This is a genomic window from Clostridium sp. CTA-5, assembly GCF_054768135.1.
Map to the genome: position 1 here is coordinate 89,940 of NZ_BAAAAT010000012.1, position 17,312 is coordinate 107,251.

The 17,312-nt window shown below is 32.3% G+C and carries 13 protein-coding genes; all 13 read left to right on the forward strand.

What is annotated here, in order from left to right; translation table 11 throughout:
- The first annotated feature begins 42 nt into the window (after window positions 1-42).
- Window positions 43-732, forward strand: a complete 690-nt coding sequence (locus ACYUET_RS16900) for an ABC transporter ATP-binding protein (RefSeq protein ID WP_460281575.1) — start codon at window positions 43-45, stop codon at window positions 730-732.
- A complete protein-coding gene (locus ACYUET_RS16905; protein WP_460281577.1) occupies window positions 729-3,317 on the forward strand; it encodes an ABC transporter permease in 2,589 nt (862 codons plus the stop codon). Before ACYUET_RS16900 ends, ACYUET_RS16905 begins: the two co-directional genes overlap by 4 nt.
- Window positions 3,318-3,416: 99 nt before the next feature.
- Window positions 3,417-3,635 carry a hypothetical protein gene (locus ACYUET_RS16910; protein ID WP_460281579.1) on the forward strand — a complete coding sequence of 73 codons (219 nt, stop codon included), beginning with the start codon at window positions 3,417-3,419 and terminating at the stop codon, window positions 3,633-3,635.
- A 188-nt stretch (window positions 3,636-3,823) separates the two neighbouring features.
- The gene (locus ACYUET_RS16915; RefSeq protein WP_460281581.1) at window positions 3,824-4,738 is read left to right on the forward strand and encodes a hypothetical protein; all 915 of its coding nucleotides are present in this window, start codon (window positions 3,824-3,826) and stop codon (window positions 4,736-4,738) included.
- 210 nt (window positions 4,739-4,948) lie between these two features.
- Window positions 4,949-6,076 carry an ROK family transcriptional regulator gene (locus ACYUET_RS16920; protein WP_460281583.1) on the forward strand — a complete coding sequence of 376 codons (1,128 nt, stop codon included), beginning with the start codon at window positions 4,949-4,951 and terminating at the stop codon, window positions 6,074-6,076.
- 288 nt (window positions 6,077-6,364) lie between these two features.
- A complete protein-coding gene (locus ACYUET_RS16925; protein ID WP_460281585.1) occupies window positions 6,365-7,420 on the forward strand; it encodes an NAD(P)-dependent alcohol dehydrogenase in 1,056 nt (351 codons plus the stop codon).
- A gap of 43 nt (window positions 7,421-7,463) precedes the next feature.
- Window positions 7,464-7,604 carry a hypothetical protein gene (locus ACYUET_RS16930; RefSeq protein WP_460281587.1) on the forward strand — a complete coding sequence of 47 codons (141 nt, stop codon included), beginning with the start codon at window positions 7,464-7,466 and terminating at the stop codon, window positions 7,602-7,604.
- A 183-nt stretch (window positions 7,605-7,787) separates the two neighbouring features.
- Window positions 7,788-9,260 carry a xylulokinase gene (gene xylB, locus ACYUET_RS16935; RefSeq protein WP_460281589.1) on the forward strand — a complete coding sequence of 491 codons (1,473 nt, stop codon included), beginning with the start codon at window positions 7,788-7,790 and terminating at the stop codon, window positions 9,258-9,260.
- A 781-nt stretch (window positions 9,261-10,041) separates the two neighbouring features.
- The gene (locus ACYUET_RS16940) at window positions 10,042-12,033 is read left to right on the forward strand and encodes a KUP/HAK/KT family potassium transporter (RefSeq protein WP_460281591.1); all 1,992 of its coding nucleotides are present in this window, start codon (window positions 10,042-10,044) and stop codon (window positions 12,031-12,033) included.
- 568 nt (window positions 12,034-12,601) lie between these two features.
- Window positions 12,602-13,528, forward strand: a complete 927-nt coding sequence (locus ACYUET_RS16945; protein ID WP_460281593.1) for an NTP transferase domain-containing protein — start codon at window positions 12,602-12,604, stop codon at window positions 13,526-13,528.
- A gap of 122 nt (window positions 13,529-13,650) precedes the next feature.
- A complete protein-coding gene (locus ACYUET_RS16950) occupies window positions 13,651-15,777 on the forward strand; it encodes a xanthine dehydrogenase family protein molybdopterin-binding subunit (protein ID WP_460281594.1) in 2,127 nt (708 codons plus the stop codon).
- A 1-nt stretch (window position 15,778) separates the two neighbouring features.
- Window positions 15,779-16,255: a (2Fe-2S)-binding protein gene (locus tag ACYUET_RS16955; RefSeq protein ID WP_460281596.1), complete on the forward strand. Its 477-nt coding sequence runs from the start codon at window positions 15,779-15,781 to the stop codon at window positions 16,253-16,255.
- Entirely contained in the window at window positions 16,249-17,067 is an 819-nt protein-coding gene (locus ACYUET_RS16960) for an FAD binding domain-containing protein (RefSeq protein WP_460281597.1), read from the forward strand. The genes ACYUET_RS16955 and ACYUET_RS16960 overlap by 7 nt, the downstream gene beginning before the upstream one ends.
- Window positions 17,068-17,312 lie beyond the last annotated feature (245 nt).

Genomic DNA, 17,312 nt, shown 5'->3' on the forward strand with positions numbered 1-17,312 from the left:
GTTATATTATATAGATAAACAATAAGAAAGGAGACTTACATAATGGAATTTTTAAAAATTGAAAATCTATGTAAGGTCTACGGCAAGGGTGAAAACCAAGTTACTGCCCTTGACCATGTTTCACTTACAATCGAAAAGGGTGAATTTACCGCAATTATCGGTTCATCTGGCTCTGGCAAATCAACTCTGTTGCACGCCATAGCTGGTGTGGACGTGCCGACGAGTGGAAAGATATACTTAGAGGGTCAGGATGTATATGCCCAGAGTAATGAAAAACTTGCTATTTTTCGTAGACGCCAGGTAGGATTGATTTACCAGTTTCACAACCTCATTCCTACTCTGAATGTTGTAGAAAACATCACTTTGCCTATATTGATGGACAAGCGAAAGGTCAACAAGGAGAGACTGAATGACCTGTTGGAGCTGCTTGGATTAAAAGAACGAAGAACACATTTGCCCAATCAGCTTTCGGGTGGCCAGCAGCAACGTGTTGCAATAGGTCGCGCATTGATGAATGCACCAGCAGTCATGCTCGCTGATGAACCTACTGGTAGTTTGGATAGCCGCAATGGAAATGAGATTATCCAACTACTGAAAGAAAGTCATAACAAATATCACCAAACTCTTATCATCGTTACACATGACGAAAACATCGCCCTGCAGGCAGACCGTATTATCTGCATCGCAGATGGAAAAGTAGTGCGTGATGAGAGGCAGGTGAGATGTTCATGAACATTTTTAACAAAGTTGCCTTGCAAGGAATGAAAAAAAGCCGCAGCAGAACAATTGTAACGGTGATCGGAGTTATCTTGTCCGCCGCAATGATCACAGCAGTCGCTACCTTAGGTTCTTCTTTGTTAAATTTTCTGGTAAACGGTTCTATTGTTAAATACGGCGGTTGGCACGTTGAGTTTTTGGATGTTGATTCCTCTTTTGTGCAGGAGCGATCCCACGACAATGAAGTTTCAAACACCGCAGCATTTGAAAATATCGGATATTCAACGCTTGACGGCCTGAAAAGCCCTGAAAAGCCTTATCTTTTTATTGCTGGATTTAACGAGAAATCCTTTGATACCTTACCTATAACTTTGATTTCAGGCAGAATGCCAGAAAATAGCAATGAGATTCTTGTCCCATCCCACGTCGCAGGCAAAGGCGGCGTTAGATTCAAGGTAGGAGACACACTTTCACTTGCTGTTGGAAGCCGAATGGACGGAAACAAAAATCTTGGTCAACACGACCCTTATATTTCCAGTGGAGAGACTGAGACGGCTAAAGAAACTTTTATGCCAAAAGTCGAGAGAACCTACACAGTTGTAGGTATCTGTGAAAGACCCAGTTTTGAGGAACATTCCGCACCAGGATATACCTTGATAACAAAAGCAGATACTCAAGATCACATTGACAGCTTCAGCATATTTGTCACGCTTAAAAAACCGAGCAGAGTTCAGGTTTACGCAAGCAACACAGCTGGAAGCTATACCTATATCTTTAACGATAATGTGTTGCGCTTCATGGGTGTTTCAGACAATAAAGTGTTCAATGCGTTTCTGTACACAGTTGGAGGAATTTTGGTTGCCATAATAATGATAGGCTCAATTTTTCTGATTTATAACTCATTCAACATATCTTTGAATGAACGCACACGGCAGTTTGGGATTCTTTCGTCTATTGGAGCTACAGCAAAGCAACTGCGAAATTCAGTGATGTTTGAGGGACTTTGCATTGGTGCAATTGGCATACCTATTGGAGTTATAGTCGGTATAGGCAGTATCGGGCTTATAATTCCTATTGTTTCAGAGAAATTCAGTAACATTATCACAAGCACCGTGCCTTTAACTTTGTCGGTGTCTATACCTGCGATTGTTGCCGCAGCTGTGATCAGTTTGATTACCATTTTGATTTCAGCCTATATACCGGCCAGGAAAGCAGCAAAGATTCCAGTGATGGAAAATATTCGCCAGACCAATGAGGTCAAAATTGAATCAAAAGCTGTGAAAACGTCAAAACTCACACAGCGTATTTACGGTTTGGAGGGAACTCTTGCACTAAAGAATTTTAAGAGAAACAAAAAACGCTATCGAAGCATTGTGCTATCCCTTGTATTAAGCATTGTACTGTTTGTATCAGGAAATGCTTTTGGAACAACTCTGAAACGGCTTGCTGAACAATCTATAATGGACTTTGACTATGATATCGTTTTTACCGCTCAAGACATGGATGACAGAGAAATATTTCCGCTTTATGACAAACTAAAAACCGCAGATGGGATTTACCAAAGTTCCTACCAGGCGATTTTCACGTATTCATGCCCAGTTAAGGCAAGTGATTTTTCAGACCGTTATCAGGAATATTCTGGTTATAATGCACCAGACGAAACAATTAATCTGCCAATGGACATCCAGTTTATTGAGGACAGCGAATATCTGTGTTTTATCAAAAAATTGGGTTTATCTGAAGAAGAATATACTGGTAAAGACGCAAAAATGATTGCCGTTGCCAAACAGCGGATTGACAAGAAAGACGGGGCAAACGAAGTGTTTGATATGTTTGCAAGTCGTTCTATGAATTTTAGTATGGCTCCTCAAATAAATGACAAGCCGAAGATGGAACAGGGGCAAAGCATAAACATTACGTTTGTCGATACGTATCCGGTGGATCCGCTCTCAAAGCAATCTTCCAAAAAGAATTCATACATTTTTATGGTGGTGGCCCCTTATTCTCTCAAAGATAAGTTTGAAACCCCTGATACCCATGCAGGTATAGGCATGAGCTTTCTATCAAAGAATCCTTCGCAATCTGTGGCTAAAATGGAAACAATTATTCAGGACACAGGAATTACGTCTGGGTATACACTATACAATGTGTACGCAACAGTTGAACAATACCGCAGTATGACATTTGTTATTGATGTGTTTACCTATATTTTTGTTATTATGATTTCGCTAATTGCAGTTGCTAATGTATTTAACACCATTTCCACGAATATCAAACTGCGCAGGCGGGAGCTTGCCATGCTCCGCTCTGTTGGGATGTCTGAACGTGATTTCCAAAAGATGATGAATTTTGAGTGTGCATTTTATGGCATGAGGACGTTGCTAGTTGGGGTTCCAATAGCCACAATCTCTTCATGGATCATTTATAAAGGGTTGGTGACCATAGAAAAGATAGACAATTTCGATTTTGTATTCCCGTGGGGAAGTATAGCAATCAGTGTGTTTAGTGTGCTCTTTATCGTGTTCATTACAATGCTGTATGCCATTAGCAAGATAAAAAAAGAAAATATTATTGATGCGCTTCGGGATGATATGACTTGATTTAAAAGTGCTATTTCCCTTTTTTAAAATTGGAAATTTAATTGGATGTATTAAAGTCATACATTTTTTAGGACATGACGATATCGAGGAGGTATCGGCATGTCCGTTTTTTATTATCATTCATATCCTAATTTCTGTTACTCATTAAAAAATAGTTTATACTCACAAATAGAATGTTCTGGTTATAAATATGAATACACACAGACTTTGGAGCAGAATGGAGTCTTATCCGAATTTGACCGTTATGTTTTTGAAAGTATTGTTGAAAAAGTTATCGTAGGTGGTTATGATGAAGATAGAAACAAAGACCCAACCTAAATTACCTTTGTATATAAAGTGGGATCGAAAAATAATATAGATGGAAGCCAATTTAAGTCGCAACAGAAAAATACAAGGGTAAACGGCTTTAAGAAGTTTTAAGAGGTTTTAAGTAAAAATTAGAGAGTAAAAAAATTACACTATTATATTTATGCTGTATATATAAATATAATAATTTGGAGGTAAAAATGAATAAGAAATTTCTTTCAGCAGTAATTACAGTTTTTCTTCTTTTGAGTGGATGTAGTGGGAATGCAACTCAAAGTAATGTAAGAAAATCAAGTGAACAGTCATCATCGAATGTAGAGGATAATAACACTTCAAAATCTTTAGACACAAATAAGTCAAATGATTCAATTGATTATAGCCAATATGTTAGTAAAACATGGGTTGATAAAAATGGTACTAATAATGCTTCTTTCTGTATTTCTAAAATTGCAGATGGAAAAATAACAGGAAGATTTGCTTCAAATTCAATAACTATACCTGGAAGTTTTGAAATTGGACAGTTTAATGGAACAATTAATAAGGATACAGCGGAATGTCAGTTTAGTGATAATGTCGGAAATAAAGGAAATATAAAATTAGTTTTTAAATCAAATAAAGCAATTGAAGTATCAATTAATCTTACGGACAAATTGCAAGATACTGATGAAAGACCTAAGGAGGGATCTTTTCAGTATAAACCATATACTATTAATGACGTAAAAGGATTTAGCATTATTAATTCTCAATCTTTTAAAGTGAGTTTGAATTCATGGGGGAATGTAAAATTTGTATCAGGAAAACTTATAGGTGGTAGTCATATACCTATTGAATTTTATTTAGTTGATAATGAAGAAAATATTCTTTATTACTTTGATAATACTCTTCCATATGGAATGGATATTAAAGCTGTTTCGTTTGAGGATGTTAACAATGACTCATTGAAAGACGTCATTGTTATTGTTGAAAGTAGTGATGGGGGAGAGATAGCTACAGTTTTCCTACAAAAATTTGGTGGAACATTTGCTATTGACACTAATCTGGATAATGAAATAAATAATTCAGGAAACAACAAGGATATAAATAGTGTAAAAAAATATCTTTCTAAAAAATTCTAAATTCTAAGATCATCTATAGATTTGTCTAAAGTGTAAAAGAATAGCCAAGATTGAGATGAAAATTACTACAGGAAAAAATTCTTAAATTGTTTATTTAGTCTTTAAAATTCAAATGATATGGAAAAAAGAACATTAGTTAATATAAATTGCACTTTAAAGACAGAAATGCTATACTAAAGAAACTACTTTTATAAAGTATAGAGGTGTGTGATGATTAAAAAACAAGTTAATAATATGGAAGTAAAAAAGAATAATAGAAATCGTATCTTCCGATATCTTTGTAAATGTGATAAGACTTCGAATTCTGAAATTGCTTATGAACTTAAGATGAGTTTGCCTACAGTAGCACAGAATACTAAAGAGTTAATGGAGCGTGGCTTGATTGAAGAAATAGGAGAGTTTCAGTCTACTGGAGGAAGAAGAGCAAAAGCATTTTCTGTTATTTCTGATTCTAGATTAGCAGTTGGGTTGGATATTACAAAAAATCATTTTGGGTTGTTGTTGACAAATCTTAAAGGGGAAATTTTGAAATATGAACGTTTCGATTATCAATATAGTAATGAAAAACTCTATTATTGTGAGATAGACAAAAAGATAGAGGAGTTTTTAGGGAAGAATCTTAGAGATAGGGAAACAATTCTTGGAATTGGAATTTCTTTTCCTGGGATTGTAAACTTAGAGAAAGAGATTGTTTCATATTCACATATGTTAGGGTTACAAGCATTATCATTCACAGAAGTAAGCCAATTCTTTTCTTATCCATGCTGTTTTCTTAATGATGCTAACGCAGGAGCATATGCTGAAGGGATTAATAAGGAATTTCAAAAAAGATTTTTTTATTTATCATTAAGCAACACAGTAGGGGGCGCTATTTTTAATTGTGATGAACTAATCCAAGGGGAAAATTTCCGATGTGGAGAGGTTGGACATATGACGGTTATTCCAGATGGAGTACCATGCTATTGTGGAAAATTAGGTTGTTTAGATGTATATTGCTCAGCAAAAAATCTATCTGATGTTACAGATGGTAAATTGTCACTTTTCTTTACAGCGTTGGAACGAGAAGAAAAAGGAATTCTTAAGATATGGGATAAGTATACCACCTATCTATCAGTAGCTATTAATAATATTCATATGGTTTTAGATTGTGATATTATTCTTGGAGGATACGTAGGAAGTTATTTAGAAAATCATATTAATGACATAAGACAGAAAGTGTTACAAAGAAATACATTTTCAGAAGATGGTATGTTTGTAAGAACGTGTAATTACAAAGTTGGTGCAGCAGCTTTTGGGGCTGCGTTGAAAGTAATAGAAGCATTTATTAAACAGGTATAATGTTAAAATGTGCTCAAAGAGGGGTCTCGTAACAGAGAACTCTTTTTTTTATGTCTAGACCAAGTATAGAATTTCTTTTCACTAAGAATAAGTTATATTGTAAAGTTGAGTTTTTATTTTTCAGAATAAATTTTAATAGTTTATTAAGTGTCTGTATGTCAGGTGGGATAATAAAAAAATCCTCTATAATTCTATATATTGACAAATATGTGTGTATATAATAAAATATAAACACATAATAAAAGTGTTTTAAAAAGTGATTTAAAAAGTAGAACAGGGGGAAATGTTATGGAAGGAAAAATGAAAGTTGCAGTTATGACTGGAATTGGTCAGATGAAATTTGAGGAACGTGAAATTCCTAAAGCAAAAGATAATGAGGTTCTAGTAAAACTTGAATATGTAGGTATTTGTGGAAGTGACTTGCATTATTATGAAACTGGTGCTATTGGTGATTATGTGGTTAAACCACCATTTGTTCTTGGACATGAGCCAGGTGGAACTGTGATAGAGATTGGAAAAAATGTAAAGGATTTAAAGGTTGGAGATAGGGTAGCGTTGGAACCAGGAAAAACATGTGGACATTGTGAATTCTGTAAAACAGGACGATATAATCTTTGTCCAGACGTGGAATTCTTTGCTACTCCACCAATAGATGGTGTTTTTCAAGAATATGTTGCTCATGATGCTAGTCTTTGTTTTAAGTTACCTGATAATGTAAGCACAATGGAAGGTGCATTGATAGAACCTTTGGCAGTAGGATTCCATGCTGCTATGCAGGGAAATGCTAAAGCAGGACAGATAGCGGTAGTTATGGGAGCTGGATGTATAGGTTTAGTTACAATGATGGCATTAAAGGCAATGGGAGTTTCAAAGGTATATGTTGTGGATATCATGGAAAAACGTCTTCAAAAAGCATTAGAATTAGGAGCCGATGCTATTATTAATGGAAGTAAAAAGGATACTGTTGAAGAAATCATGAAACTTACTAATGGAAAAGGTTGTGATCTGGCAATTGAAACAGCAGGAACACAGACTACAACAATACAGACTATACACATGACCAAGAAAGATGCGACTATTGTACTTGTAGGTTATAGTAAGACAGGAGAAATGACATTGCCAATGAGTCTGGCATTGGATAAGGAACTGACATTTAAAACTGTATTCCGTTATCGTCATATTTATCCAATGGCAATTGACGCAATTGCAGCTGGAAAAGTAAATTTAAAAGGAATTGTGACAAATATATTCACATTGGATGAAGCAAAAAAAGCAATGGATTATAGTGTAAATAACAAATCGGATATTGTAAAGGCAGTTATTTGTATTTCTGAAGGAGAGTAGGAGTAATATTTTATTTTTTTAAGAACATCTTTGGAATGACTTTATGAGAATTTCAGAGGTAATTTCAGAGGTAATTTCAGAGGTAATTTCAGAGGTAATTTCAGAGGTAATTTCAGAGGTGATTTCAGAGGTAATTTCAGAGGTAATTCTTGAAAAGGATTACGGTAAACTAAAAGTAAATTAATTTGTGATTATAAATAGAATTATAATATAAATTAAAGACATATAAAGTTTACATTAATTAGTAAATGTGCTTGCTAAATTAAGATTTGGAGTGAAATTTTATAGAGAAAGACGGAAATCGGTTAAGAATAATTTAGTGAAATTATATTCTAAATCCCTGGTTTCTTATTTTTGGAGGTATTATATGTTATATATTGGAGTTGATCTTGGTACATCAGCTGTAAAATTATTATTAATGGATGAAACAGGGAAAATACATAATGTTGTTTCTAAGAAATATCCGTTGTATTTCCCACATACAGGTTGGTCAGAGCAGAATCCAGAGGATTGGTATGTACAGACTTTGGCAGGAATTAGAGAGTTAATTTTGGATTGTAAAAAGGAAGAAATTGCTGGTATCAGCTTTGGAGGACAAATGCATGGTTTAGTTGTTTTAGATGTGCATGATAAGGTGATTTGTCCCGCAATTTTATGGAATGACGGAAGAAGTCAAAGTGAGACAAAATATTTAAATAAAGTTATAGGAAAGGAGAAACTTTCTGAATATACAGCAAATATTGCATTTGCAGGATTTACTGCTCCAAAAATTCTTTGGATGAAGAAACATGAGCCAGAAAATTTTGAACGAATATCAAAAATTATGCTTCCAAAAGATTATCTAGCATATTGCCTAAGTGGTGTTCATTGTACAGATTATTCAGATGCTTCTGGAATGTTATTGCTTGATGTGAAGAATAAATGTTGGTCAAAAGAAATGATGAAAATATGTGGTGTGACAGAAAATCAGTTGCCTAAGTTATATGAGAGCTATGAGGTTGTGGGACAATTAAAACATAATATTGCAGAAAAGTTGGGGCTTTCATCAAATGTAAAAATTATTGCAGGAGCTGGAGATAATGCAGCAGCTGCTGTTGGAACTGGAACAGTAGGTGATGGCATGTGTAATGTTTCATTAGGAACTTCAGGAACAATTTTTATTTCTAGTAAAACTTTTAGTGTGGATAATAATAATGCACTACATTCATTTGTTAATGCTGATGGGTATTATCATTTAATGGGATGTATGCTGAGTGCTGCTTCTTGTAATAAATGGTGGATGGATGAAATTCTTAATACTAAGGAATATGAAGAAGAACAGAAAAGGATTTTAAAACTTGGTGAAAATAAGGTATTTTATTTGCCGTATCTGATGGGAGAGCGTTCACCACATAATGATTCAAATGCAAGGGCAACTTTTGTTGGAATGACAATGGATACTAATAGAGAGGAAATGACACAAGCAGTATTAGAAGGTGTTGCATTTGGGTTACGAGATTCATTGGAAGTGGCAAGAAGTCTTGGGATTAAAATTGAAAGTACAAAAATTTGTGGTGGTGGAGCAAAAAGTCCACTATGGAAAAAGATAATTGCAAATGTGCTTAATTTAACAGTTGATGTGGTCAAAAGTGAGGAAGGTCCCGGTTATGGGGGTGCTATTCTTGCAGCAGTTGGATGTGGTGAATTTTCTTCAGTAGAAGAAGCCACAGATAAACTGGTAAAGATAGTTGATACTGTAAAACCTGAACCAATATTAGTAAAAAAATATGATGAACGGTATAAGAAATTCCGTAAGATTTATCCTGCAATGAAAGAATTGTTTCAGTCATTGGCAGAATAAGATATAAGATCTAACTAATTGATGAAGATTTAATTGTAAAAGCAGCAGAAGAAACAGGACAGTAGATAATTTTGTGTAAAAAACAAAATTATCTACTGTCTCTATTCATATTAAGATGTTTAAGCATTTGCTACTATAAATTATAATTTGGTAGCAATGCTTGCATTTTTTCATTCCTTTCAGATTCCATGTAAATATCACTATATAAGCTTCTTTTTACTTAAAATACAACTTTGTTTGCTTATCTAAGTAATGAATCTTTGATCAACCATATCTATCTTTATTTTTATCATATATTTGTTTAATAATTTGCTTAAATATTTTATTTACTTTTTCTTATCAACTAAAAATTCATAGTTAATTTTACAATATTATATTAGCTGTATAGATTTTTTACCAGCATTCCTGAATTATATAATAAATCTATGATCATATCTTTTTATTATCATGTATATCTCTTATGATTATTGATATTATGTATACTTCTTTAATTAACATTATTTTACTTAGTTCGACTTGTATTATCCTTAAATTTATACTAATACCAATTAATGTATAATTTGATTTTATTAATGTGAAAAAAATAGATTGACTTATTTTTTTAGCGTGCTATGATAAATATTATTTCAACAATAGACAAATACTAGATATGTTGAATTAATAATACACACTTGCAATGTAGGATAAGTTTAAAGAGTAACTTAAGAAAATTAATTCAAACATATAAGTGCAATTAGAACTTATATATTACTATTTTAAATGCAGAAAAGGAAGATTAAACATGAAACAAAATAATATTTCTAAATTGACCTTAGGTGGGATTTTAGTAACATTAGGTGTAGTTTATGGAGATATAGGAACTTCACCACTTTATGTTATGAAATCAGTCCTGAATGGTAATGGTGGTCTAGAAAATGTATCAGAGAATTTTATTCTTGGAACTTTATCTTTGGTTTTTTGGACAATTACTATTTTAACAACAATAAAATATGTTCTTATAACTTTAAAAGCAGACAATAAAGGTGAAGGTGGTATTTTTTCTCTTTTTACCTTAGTTCGTAATCGTGCAAAGTGGCTTATTATTCCTGCTATGATTGGTGGATCTGCACTTTTAGCTGATGGAATGTTGACACCAGCTGTAACTGTAACTTCAGCAATTGAAGGGTTAAAGTTAATTCCACAATTTAATACTGTTTTTGGTAGTCATCAAAATAGTATTATTACAATTGTAATAGCAATTATAAGTGCTCTCTTTTTTATTCAACATTTTGGAACTGATTTAATTGGGAAAATGTTTGGTCCAATTATGCTTATTTGGTTTGGTAGTTTAGCATTCTTTGGAATTATTAATATCTCTCATGATTGGACATTATTACGTGCATTATCTCCACACTATGGAATTAGTATTCTTTTTAGTGGTGAAAATAAATTGGGATTTTTTATTCTTGGGAGTATATTTTTATCAACAACAGGTGCTGAAGCTCTTTATTCAGATCTTGGACACGTTGGTAAAAATAATATTTATGGCAGTTGGCCCTTTGTTAAAATATGTTTATTATTAAATTATTTCGGTCAAGGAGCTTGGATATTGGCAGTCAAGAACAATCCTAACTTTGTTAATTCGGAAGACTTAAACCCATTTTTTCAAATGATTCCACATAGTCTTTTGATATTTGGTATAATAATTTCAACTTTAGCTGCAATTATTGCTTCTCAGGCATTAATTTCAGGGTCTTTTACACTTGTATCTGAAGCAATTAAATTGAATTTATTTCCTAAATTACATACTATGTATCCATCTTATTCTAAAGGTCAACTCTATATACCAGCAGTTAATAGATTTTTATGGATTGTTTGTATTGGAATTGTTCTTTACTTTAAAAATTCAGAACATATGGAAGCAGCTTACGGATTATCAATTACAGTTACTATGTTAATGACAACTATTCTGTTATTTAACTATTTATTAAAGCAAAAGACTCCATTTATTGTTGCTCTAATAATGCTTATTTTCTTTGCTACTTTTGAATCTTCTTTCTTCATTGCAAATATTGTTAAATTTATGCATGGAGGATTTATAGCTGTCCTAATAGCTTTTGCAATATTATATATTATGTATATTTGGATAAAAGGCTATAATATTAAAATGGAATTAACAGATAATGTTCAAATTGAAGATTATATAAATCAATTAAATAGATTATGCCAAGATCCTGATCGTCCTAAATATACAACTAACCTTGTATGTTTGACTGCTACTCACGATCCTAAACAAATTGAAAAATCGATAATGTACTCTATATTTGATAAAAGACCTAAAAAAGCAGATGTTTACTGGTTTGTTCATATTTCTGTTACTGATGAACCTTATCAAGCAGAGTATAGTGTAGATACTTTTGGAACATCTAATATTGTAAGAGTTCGATTAAAACTTGGTTTCAGAGTTGAACAAAAATTAAATGTTTTCTTGCGTCAAATTTCAACTGAATTAGTTGAGAGCGGAGAAATAAAACTTCAATCTAGAACTTATACTACAATTCCTAACCGAAAAGTTGGTGATTTTCGTTTTATTTTAACTCAAGAAGAACTTTCATATGAATCAGGACTAGGTTTTTGGGATTCATTTATACTTAGGTCTAAATTATTTATAAAAAGATTTACCGTTTCACCAGAAAAATGGTTTGGGCTTGATACTAGTGACGTTTATGTTGAAAAAATTCCACTATTTTTAGGGAATACTGATCGTACGATTTTGACAAGAATTCCAAAATAATTTCGTTTCAATTTTATTAACATTCCGAATTTATGTCATTGATCAATAATACTGGTGTTACAATCATTATTTAATGTATTTAATAATTTAAAGAGGTTTTCTTTATAATGCAATAAAGTTTTATTGTGTGGTGGCAAAATTTTAATTTGTCATCAATGTATAAATGATATAAAAATATACTTTAATATGTTGCAAGTTAAAATGATATAAAAATAAATATATAAATACAAAGAGGATAGTAAAATTAATTTACTATCCTTTTTGTACATCAGTGAAATCTTAAATAGACTACATAATTATATTAAAAATTATAGCATATTATTTTTTTGAATTAGAATTAATAATACTAAGATTTAATAAAAATATATTATTTATATGCAGTGATAAGCTAGTCTTTTTTTAATTAATAGATATTTATGATAAAAATATTATTATTGGTAAATTTGAAAAAAGTATCTTTTTTATGTTAAAATAGTAAAAATAAAGTGGGTTTGGTGTTGGTTAATTGAAGGATACTTTATCTACTGGAAAAGATAAAATATAAAGAAGAGATGATGGAAGATGAAAGATGGATAATACAGGTGGAATCATTGTGGCAGCAGGAAAAATAAATGATAATGGCGGAGTATCTCCACTTTTTCAAATAGGTTCAATCTCGATTATAAAGCGCATTATTTTAACATTTCAACAAGCTAAAATATCTCCTATTGTTGTAATTACAGGGTACCAGTCACTAGAGATTGAACAGCACTTAGCAGATTATGAAGTTATATTTTTAAAGAATGATAATTATGATTCTACTGAAAAATTTGATTCTGCTAAAATAGGACTAAATTTTTTAAAAGATAAATGTAAACAGGTTATTTTTACATCAGCGACAATTCCTATGTATACTTCAAATACTTTGAGTGAACTTATAAAAACAGATAAGCAATTAATAGTTCCATCCTACAAAGGAAGAGCGGGGCATCCATTACTTATAAATAGTGATTTAATTACTAAGCTTGTTTCATATAATGGAAAAAGGGGAATGCGCGGAGCTATTAACAGCATAGGCATTACAAAAGAATATTTAGAAGTAGAAGATAAAGGTATCATTTTGGAAGCGGATGAAATAGAAAAATTAGATGAAGTTTTACAATATTACAATGACAAATTATTGCATCCTTTTATACGTATTAGTATTGAGAAAGAGTCATTATTTTTTAATTCTAGAGCAAAGTTGTTGTTGCTTTTGATTCAAGAAACACATTCGGTAAAAAGAGCATGTAAACATATGGCACTTTCTTATGGAAAGGCTTGGAATATGTTAAATGGAATGGAGAAATCACTAGGATATAATGTTGTGGAAAGACGACATGGAGGAAGTAGAGGAGGAAAGACAAACTTAACTTTAGAAGGAGAAAACTTCTTGGAAAAATATCAAAGATATGAAGATGATATTAGAGAATATGCCTCTAAGCATTTTTATGATATTTTTGAAGAATTTAAATAAGCATTTTGTGAAATAGTAGCAAGTTCTTTTGAAAAAGAATTTGATGCTATTTTTTTGTTGCAATATAATTAACATATATTGACAAGGGTGTTAGGGTATTAAAAGGCAAAGGAGAGGTATATATGGAGAAGATTAGTCAATCAGTAGTTAAAAGAGACCATAATTCAAAAATTTCGGGAAAGGCTATTTATGTAGGAGACTATGAAAACGATGACATTTTAGTGGGTAAGATGCTAAGGTCTACAAAGGCAAAAGCAAAAATTCTTGATGTAAAAGTACCTAAATTACCAGATGGATATTGCTATGTGGATAAAACAGATGTACCAGGTGATAACAATGTCAATATAGTTAAGGATGATACACCTGTTTATGCTAGAGATACCGTAGAATATATCGGGGAACCTATAGGTATGGTTTGTGGACCAGATGAAGAAATTGTGAATAAGATATTATCTGAAATTGAAGTTATCTATGAAGAATTAAAACCTATTATTAATATAAGAGACTTTGATACAGTATTTTTTGATTATAGCTTTGGAAAAGGGGATGTTGAAAAAGCATTTTCAGAAGCAGATAAAATATATGAAGAAGAATTTGAAACAGGCTATCAAGATCAAACATATTTAGAAACTCAAGGACTTATGGCTGAAGTTCTAGAAAATGGAAAGGTTTACGTACATGGTTCTATGCAATGTCCATATTATGTTAAAGGTTCAGTGATGCGAGCTATGAATCTTGGGCCAGATAAAGTTAGAATAGCACAAGATGCTACAGGGGGAGGATTTGGAGGAAAAGAAGCATTTCCATCTATCTTAGCCTGTCAAGTTGCTGTAGCTGCAAAAAAGGCTGGGAAAAAAGTTCGATGTATTTTTGATAGAAGAGAAGATTTAGAGTTTACATCAAAGAGACATCCTTCGTTAAATACCTATAAAGTAGCTGTGAAGGATGGAAAAGTTACAGCTATGGATATAGATATAAAATTCAATGGAGGAGCTTATACAACTTTATCAGCTGTTGTTCTTCAAAGAGGAATAATATGCTCAAATGGAATTTATAACATTCCAAATCTTAAAGTACGTGGAAGAGCTGTAAAAACTAATACAACTCCTAGTGGAGCATATAGAGGATTTGGAGCACCACAAACTTTTTTCTCTGCGGAAATGATAATGAATCATATTGCAAAAGATTTAGGAAAAGACTCTTTAGAATTTAAGGAAATGCATTTAGTAAAACAAGGAGATAGCACATCAACTTCTGGTAAATATCATTTTCCAGTACCAATTCCAAATATGATTGAACGTGTTGATAAAGCTTGCGACTTTAGAAAAAAACATAAAGAATATTCTAAAGATCAAAATGGAAGATATCGAAAGGGTATAGGAATGTCCATGTATTTTCATGGAGCAGGTTTTACAGGCTCAGGTGAAAGAGACATTATTAAAGCAGTAGCTAAATTGCACAAATATCCTGATGGAAGAATTCAAATACTTGCTTCAAATACAGATATAGGACAAGGACTTCGTACAACTTTTCCTAAAATAGTAGCAAAAGAGCTAAATCTTCCTATAGAAAAGGTATTTTATGAATATCCAGATACTGATGTAGTGCCAGATTCAGGTCCTACAGTTGCTTCTCGTAGTTTAATGACTGTTGGAGAACTTTTACGTCGTGCAGCTATAAAACTTCGTGATCAGTGGATAGAAGGAGAAGATCAAATTATAGAAGAGCATTATAAGGAACCAGATTTTATGATTCCATTTTATATTGATAAATTCCAAGGAGATGCTTATCCGACTTATTCTTGGGCAGTTAATGCAATAGAAGTTGAAGTTGATACTTATACAGGACTTGCAAAGATACTAGGAGCATATGGATGCTTTGATATAGGAACACCTATGGACTATAACATTGCTGTTGGTCAAATGGAAGGTGGATTTTTACAGGGTATAGGATATGCTTCAACAGAATATATGGTAGCAGATGATAAGGGTCGTATCAGAAACAATTCTTTCTCAGATTATATTATACCAACAGCAGTTGATGTACCTAATCTTAAAGCAGATATGTATGTAGATGAAAAATATCCTTATGGACCTTATGGAGCTAAGGGGGCAGGAGAGTTACCTTTAGTTGGAGCACCAGGGGCTTATGCTGAAGCTATTGAACAGGCACTTGGACATGGAGCAAAAGTTAATCACGCACCATTTACAGCAGAGGATACAATAAAAGTTTTAATGGAGGAGAAGTAAAATGAATAATAAGATAACATTCAAACTAAACGGCAAAGAAGTCGTATATAATGGAAATGCTACTGATAGATTATTAGATGTGCTTCGTGATTATTATCACTTAAAAGGTGTAAAGTGCGGTTGTAAAGAGGGTGAATGTGGAGCATGTTCTATTCTTATGGATGGTGAACTAATTAATTCTTGTATGGTAGCCATGGGACGATGTGAAGGAAGTGAAATTACGACTATAGAAGGTTTTAGAGAAACAGAGCGTTTTAAAGTAATTGACAAAGCTTATGCAGATGTTTCAGCAGTACAATGTGGATATTGTATTCCTGGAATGGTCTTAGCAACAGAAGCTATATTATCTAAGAATCCAAATCCTACATTAGAACAAATTAGGGAAGGGATTTCTGGAAATCTATGTCGTTGTACAGGATATAATGCTATTGTAAAAGCAATTAAAAGTTCAGCAGAGGAGGGAAAAGGGTTATGGTAAATGGTTTTATGCCCGGATCTTTAAAAGAAGCTTTAGATATTCGTTCTACTTATGATGTTGTTCCTTATGGTGGGGGAACAGATTTAATGATTGAAGGAAAAAAAGATGTTAAATATCTATTTTTAAATAAAGTTCCTGAAATGAAATGTATTGTTGAAGATGAAGAGTATATTAGAATAGGAGGTTCATGTACTTTTACTGAAGTATTAGAATCTGATATTGTTCCTGAAATTATGAAACAAGCTGTTTCAAAAATTGCTGCACCTGCTATAAGAAATGCAGGAACTATGGCGGGTAATATAGGAAATGGTTCAGCAAAGGCAGATTCTGTATTAATTGAATATGTTACAGATGCAAAGTTAGTATTAGCATCTGCATCAAAAACTAGAATAGTTAAAATAGAGGATTTTTATAAGGGAAGAAAAGAGCTAGATTTAGAAAAAGATGAATTAATTATAGAAATTCTATTACCTAAAATTGGACTAGAAGATTATTACTATAAAAAAGTAGGAGCTAGAAATGCATTAGCTATATCTCGTGTTTCATTTGGTGGAGTAATAAAAATTGATGAAGAAAAAATAAAAGATATTGCAATTGCTTTTGGAGCAGTATCAGGTACAGTATTAAGGTTTAAAGAATTAGAGAAAATGATGATAGGTAAAACACTACCAGAAGCAAGCAAGATAAAAGAAGATTTCATTAATGCATATAAACAAAAAATTATTCCTACAAGGGGTAGAGTTTCAGCAGAATATAGAAAAAGAGTATGTATTAATTTATTAAAGGATTTCCTAAATGAGAAGGGTATATAAGATTTGAGGAGATTAAGGAGCTAAAGAGTTAAGTGAAAAAATTAAGTTTAAATTTATTAACTGTAATATAATAATAATGTTTAATATTAAATAATATATAAAAAAATCGCTAAGCGACTGTGGAGCGTCGATTTTTTTTAGCCATGCACCCTTTCCAAACGTAGTGCAGGAATAATGGTGCGGCATATGATTATTTTTTATTCTTTAGGTTTTATTTCTTAATCTTTAAGCAATAATATAATCTA